Here is a 6,232-nt window from a genome sequence, read left to right on the forward strand (position 1 = left end):
GCTTAGCGGAAAGTTCTTTTACCCTCAGCCGAAATGCCTGCCGTTGCTAGACATTGCCAGCCAGTGCCCGTCACTCCGCGGTCTTCACTGCGTGATCGAGTTGATCGACACCCGCCGTGACACGCTCCATGAAGTGCCTGCCTGCGTCTGTTAGCCGAACGCCCCGCGCATGGCGCTCAAATAGCAGGACACCAAGGTTATCCTCCAGCGCTTTCACACGCGCGCTGACGCTCGACTGGCTGATACCAAGTGCCTTGGCCGCATGCCGAAAATTCAGATGCTCGGCGACGGCGATGAACTGAACAAGGGAAATGAGCGGTATCCTGCCAGACAGGATACCGACATTCACGAGGTTTCGATGGTTAGTGCGCCGCATCGGAGCGGGCCTGCTACCAGTCGTCGGTTAGACGACTGGCGACTTCTCGGTGGCAGCCCCACGGAGCCGAAGGAGCACCAGCCCCAACGAAACCAGTACCGCCATCGCCGTGGCGTAACAGATCACGGGCCACGCTGTGTCACCGTTTAAAAGTGCCACCGCCAATGTCCCGACAATGCTGACTATCAGGCTTTGAACGCAGAAGTAGAACGCGACCGCTGATCCCGCGATGTCGTCGAACTCTGCCAAAGCGCCGTTCGCGGTAACGGACACCGTGAAGACAATACCGACCGCGACAACCCACATCGGTAGGATGAAGGTGAGGAATGACGGCGAGCCGTAAAGTTCGCCGATCCCCAACAGGACCGCTCCGCAAACAAGCAACGCCATCCCACGCGCCACGCATCCTGCGATGCCCCATCTGGCGACAAAGGACTTCGCGAAACGGGTTGTCACGATCATTACAAGCGCGACAGTGGCGAAGGCAAAGCTGAATCCGATCTCGGAATATTCCGCTTGGCCTATGAGCACACGGGGAGCCGTCGAGAAGAAGACGAAGTAGGTGCCCATACCGGCGCTAAAGCCGACAGTGTAAACCCAAAAAGCCGGACTCGCGAAGATCGGCAAGACAGATCGGCGCGTCTTGACTTGATCCAGAGGGCGGGTTTCGTGCCACCTGAAACCCGCATTTAGGAGTGCGAGCATCGCCAGTATAGCCAAAGTAATGAATATCGCCTGCCATCCCAAGAACTCGCCGATCAATACTCCGGCGATAGGGCCGAGCGCAGGCACGAACGCCAGCATCGAACTGAAAAGGCCGTAGATGACGACACCCTCAGGACGGTTGGCATAAACGTCGCGAACCGTCGCGAACGTCGCCACCAGCATGGCCGACGCGCCCACTGCTTGAAGTAGACGGAAAGCGACAAAGGCCGGTGCAGTTGAAGACCAAGCTGCTCCCAGAGACGCAATGACGAAAGCCGTTGCGCCCGCAAGTAGAATTGGCCGTCGCCCGATTCTGTCTGAGAGCGGACCAAAAATCACCTGGCCCACGCCGAGCATCACCATATAGAGGCTCAACGTGAGTTGGATCATAGCGGGCGTCGTGTTCAGGATGCCGGGCATCGCTGGAACGACAGGGAGATAAATATCCATCGCCAGTGAAGCGAGGATGTCGAAAGGAGCCATCAGCAGCAGTGCTGCCGGCAGCGTATAGGCCCACGCGGGGCGTGTGGTGGTCATGACGAATCAACCCTCGATTAAGGAATACCGGGCGACGTCTGCTCGTCAGCAATCAGATGAGACTAGCCTTACAGAGCGCCGCAACAACAATACTGGTTGTTGCGGCTTACTTGTCTGCTGACTTGGAATTTCCCATCTGATTACTCCACGCTTACGAATATGAATTGCTACATTTTATCCGATTATCTTTTGCTTCGCAATGCGGCATGGGCGCACTCAGCGTTCCAGCCCCCTCTGCCGCCCTAACTGCCACGACACCGACCCGCCCTGCACGATGCCCATAACCTCGCGGCCGAGTTGGCGGTCGATGATCGGCCGCCACGGGACAAGGGTGAACTCATGGGATTTCTCGACCACGGCGAACTTGCCGCTCGATAGATGCACGGTTCCGGTAAACTTGCCGCTGACGCTCTCGCCGTCCGTGGCGGCGCGGAACGGCAGGCCCTTACTCAAAGCCATATCCGATCCGACGCCGGCTACCTCGCGCTCCCGCAGGATGGCGAGAAGGTTGCGCCGGTAGAAGACGCGGCTGTCCCGGCTGCGGGTGGCGTCGCCCTGTTCGATATGGTGCTCGCGGCGCTGGTCCATGGCTTCGCGGACTTGTTGCCCGAAGCCGGTTGGCGCAAGGTCGGCCGTCTCGCCGTGGATCAGCCGCCGGTCCAGCCAGGTCGCGCCGTCCGATCCGATCTGTTTGTTCAGATCGACCGGGGAAAGGACGCGAACGCTGGCCTGACTGTCTCGGCCGGCGTCATGGGCGGCGGCACGGCTGACCAGATCATCGGGGATGCGCCATTGGTCGGCGTCGATCCGCTCGACGATACCGGCCCGGCGTAGCGCCTCCAGCCGGCGCACATGGGCATCGACATAGCCCTCATAGTCGCCGCCTGGAACGCGGCACGTATAGGAAGAATAAACGCCCTTTTCACCCAAGTCCAACAGCTTTGGACCGCAGTTGACTCTTTCGACACCCCTGCGATGCAACCCAATCCGGCTGACGGGGAGCCAGCAACGCTGAAAATTTACCCTCCTCTTTCCCACTAGCGGCTCCTTTTCCGACAACCAGCACGGCGGATCCCTGCCGCGGCGCTGTGAACGCAGCATTTTGATTGGTATCGTTGGCCTTCAGGCTCGTCAGTCAAACAGACCCAGGAGCAGCTCAGCCGGTGGCGCCCGGCTTTCGGGTAACGCCCTGGTCCCGCTGGTTTCGGCTTTGTGCTTCAGGTGATCAAGGATCTGCTTGATCACTATAGGGTCTTCAATGCAGGCGATGACTTTCATGGCGCCGCCGCAGCCGCTGCAGGTCTCGATGTCGATATTGAAAACACGCTTGAGCCGTTGCGCCCATGTCATCGACGCTCGCCGTTGTGCTGGTGTTGCCGGTTCATCAGCCACCCTGACCTTGTTGCCCCTGCCCCGTTTTGCCGGCGTGACCAACGCCCGGTGCCGACTGTTGGGTGCGAACACCCCGTGGAAGCGGGTTAGGTTGACTCTGGGCTTCGGTACCAGGGCGGCCAGCCTTGCAATGAAATCCAATGGTTCGAAAATGACGTGCGTGGTGCCGTCCCGGTACGGCGTCTTGAGCTGGTAGCGCACGTTGCCGCCTCGTGTTAACGACAGCCGCTTCTCGGATACCGCCGGGCGGCTGATGTACCGGCACAGCCGTTCGAGCTTCTTGCGTTCATCGGCCCTGGCCGCCACGCCGGCGTGCAGGCTGGACCCGGCTACCTTGCCAATCCCGTCACCGAACGGATCACCACTGGTCGGCAGAGTTTGCAAAGTGAACACCTTTCGCCCCGCCTGTGAACCGACAGCGATACGGTAAGTGATCGAGTGCCCCAGCAGGGGTGTCATCGGGTCGTCATCCACCGCATCCGAGGCCAGATAGCTGTTTTCGACATCCCGTTCCAGCAGGCCTTGCCGTTCCAGATAGCGACCCACCCGGTGGGCGATGGTGTGCGTCAGCTGGGTGAGCTCTGGGCTGGTCGGCGCCTTGACCCAGCGGAAACGCGCTGAGCCGTGGGATTGCTCGACATACACACCGTCGAGAAACAGCATGTGGAAGTGAACATTCAGATTGAGCGCCGATCCAAAACGCTGGATCAGGGTGACCGCGCCCGTCTTGGCCACTTGGTGGGTATGGCCCGCTTTCTTGACCAGGTGCCAATACCCATCTTTGTATCAACTCCCCTTCCTGCCCGGCATCCCCGCAATTGATGACTTCAGAACAAGATGCTACCAATTTTTCAATAACAGCAAATTGCCTTTTTACTCCATCGTTATCAATTAGTTTAATGCCAAATTTTTTAGGTACAATTGGCAGATCTTCCAATTTCCAGTATTTCCAATTTTCTTTGTAATCATGGGGTTCATTCAATGTACACAGATGGCCAAAAGTCCAGGTTACCCAATAGCCATTTCCTTCATAAAAGCCGTTGTTGCGTTGTTTTGCACCAATTACTTCGGCAATATCTTTTGCCACAGAAGGTTTTTCAGCTATACATAAAATCATAAGGAGGCAAAGTTAGTAAGGTCGTTGAAGTTTTGAAACCGTTACATACAAAACATTTCAACAAAAACAGTAAGTTTTAGAGTTATTTACGTGTATATTTTTTTATTTCAAAAGCAAAAGCGTGTTTTTCATCAATACCCTGTTTCAGTACAGTTTCACTATTCCACTCAGATTCAGAAAATTTAGGAAAAAAAGTATCTGCGTCAAACACTCCATCTACTTGTGTGATATACATTTCTTGAAGGATGTTTCGCTGCATAACTTCTGCATAAATTTGTCCCCCACCAATGATGAAAACAGTTCTTTCGGTTTCATTTTTATAGAACTCTAAACATTCAGTAAGTGAAAAAAAGACATGAGCTCCTGGTGCTTGATAGCCGATTTGGTGAGTTAAAACGGCATTTTCACGATTTGGCAAGGGTCTAAATTTCTCAGGAATAGATTCATAATTTTTACGTCCGGTTATTACTACATGACCTGTTGAAGTTTCTTTAAAGAATTTCATATCAGCCGGCAATTTCCATAACAAATCGTTGTCTTTACCAATGCCAAAATTTTTATCCATGGCAACAATTAATGATAGTTTCATAATGATCGGTATTGAATAATTAATTTTTTATTTGAGGCATTAAGCACATGCAATAATTTCTCAATTGGTTTTTTCACCTTTTCTTTCAAATGTAACTCATCTGCAGTTTGAATCATACGTATAGGAAGAATAAACGCCCTTTTCACCCAAGTCCAACAGCTTTGGACCGCAGTTGACTCTTTCGACACCCCTGCGATGCAACCCAATCCGGCTGACGGGGAGCCAGCAACGCTGAAAATTTACCCTCCTCTTTCCCACTAGCGGCTCCTTTTCCGACAACCAGCACGGCGGATCCCTGCCGCGGCGCTGTGAACGCAGCATTTTGATTGGTATCGTTGGCCTTCAGGCTCGTCAGTCAAACAGACCCAGGAGCAGCTCAGCCGGTGGCGCCCGGCTTTCGGGTAACGCCCTGGTCCCGCTGGTTTCGGCTTTGTGCTTCAGGTGATCAAGGATCTGCTTGATCACTATAGGGTCTTCAATGCAGGCGATGACTTTCATGGCGCCGCCGCAGCCGCTGCAGGTCTCGATGTCGATATTGAAAACACGCTTGAGCCGTTGCGCCCATGTCATCGACGCTCGCCGTTGTGCTGGTGTTGCCGGTTCATCAGCCACCCTGACCTTGTTGCCCCTGCCCCGTTTTGCCGGCGTGACCAACGCCCGGTGCCGACTGTTGGGTGCGAACACCCCGTGGAAGCGGGTTAGGTTGACTCTGGGCTTCGGTACCAGGGCGGCCAGCCTTGCAATGAAATCCAATGGTTCGAAAATGACGTGCGTGGTGCCGTCCCGGTACGGCGTCTTGAGCTGGTAGCGCACGTTGCCGCCTCGTGTTAACGACAGCCGCTTCTCGGATACCGCCGGGCGGCTGATGTACCGGCACAGCCGTTCGAGCTTCTTGCGTTCATCGGCCCTGGCCGCCACGCCGGCGTGCAGGCTGGACCCGGCTACCTTGCCAATCCCGTCACCGAACGGATCACCACTGGTCGGCAGAGTTTGCAAAGTGAACACCTTTCGCCCCGCCTGTGAACCGACAGCGATACGGTAAGTGATCGAGTGCCCCAGCAGGGGTGTCATCGGGTCGTCATCCACCGCATCCGAGGCCAGATAGCTGTTTTCGACATCCCGTTCCAGCAGGCCTTGCCGTTCCAGATAGCGACCCACCCGGTGGGCGATGGTGTGCGTCAGCTGGGTGAGCTCTGGGCTGGTCGGCGCCTTGACCCAGCGGAAACGCGCTGAGCCGTGGGATTGCTCGACATACACACCGTCGAGAAACAGCATGTGGAAGTGAACATTCAGATTGAGCGCCGATCCAAAACGCTGGATCAGGGTGACCGCGCCCGTCTTGGCCACTTGGTGGGTATGGCCCGCTTTCTTGACCAGGTGCGTGGCAATGACGCGGTAAACGATGCCCAGCACCCACCCCATGATCTCGGGCCGGCTGGCAAACAGGAAACGCAGCTGAAACGGGAAGCTCAACACCCACTGACGCATGGGTTGTTCAGGCAGTACTTCATCAACC

Annotated in this window: 5 protein-coding genes and 2 pseudogenes; all 7 read right to left on the bottom strand. The window is 55.7% G+C overall.

Annotation, left to right across the window (positions count from 1 at the left end):
• Nucleotides 1–70 precede the first annotated feature (70 nt).
• Entirely contained in the window at nt 71–376 is a 306-nt protein-coding gene (locus R7190_RS25210) for a LysR family transcriptional regulator (protein ID WP_001255015.1), read from the bottom strand.
• Nucleotides 377–403: 27 nt separating this feature from the next.
• Nucleotides 404–1,618: a chloramphenicol/florfenicol efflux MFS transporter FloR gene (gene floR, locus R7190_RS25215; protein WP_000214122.1), complete on the bottom strand. Its 1,215-nt coding sequence runs from the start codon at nt 1,616–1,618 to the stop codon at nt 404–406.
• A 216-nt stretch (nt 1,619–1,834) separates the two neighbouring features.
• The gene (locus R7190_RS25220; protein ID WP_001447541.1) at nt 1,835–2,719 is read right to left on the bottom strand and encodes a DUF3363 domain-containing protein; all 885 of its coding nucleotides are present in this window, start codon (nt 2,717–2,719) and stop codon (nt 1,835–1,837) included.
• Between the two features lie 30 nt (nt 2,720–2,749).
• Nucleotides 2,750–3,778, bottom strand: a pseudogene (locus tag R7190_RS25225) (IS91-like element ISVsa3 family transposase); the annotation flags it as partial.
• 13 nt (nt 3,779–3,791) lie between these two features.
• A pseudogene (locus R7190_RS31380) lies at nt 3,792–4,127 on the bottom strand (toprim domain-containing protein); the annotation flags it as partial.
• 82 nt (nt 4,128–4,209) lie between these two features.
• Nucleotides 4,210–4,722, bottom strand: a complete 513-nt coding sequence (locus tag R7190_RS25230) for a dihydrofolate reductase (RefSeq protein WP_086371372.1) — start codon at nt 4,720–4,722, stop codon at nt 4,210–4,212.
• A 345-nt stretch (nt 4,723–5,067) separates the two neighbouring features.
• Nucleotides 5,068–6,232, bottom strand: a 1,165-nt coding sequence (locus R7190_RS25235; protein ID WP_000320694.1) for an IS91-like element ISVsa3 family transposase, incomplete at its 5' end; no start/stop codon positions are given.

The organism is Vibrio sp. 1078-1, from assembly GCF_033340475.1.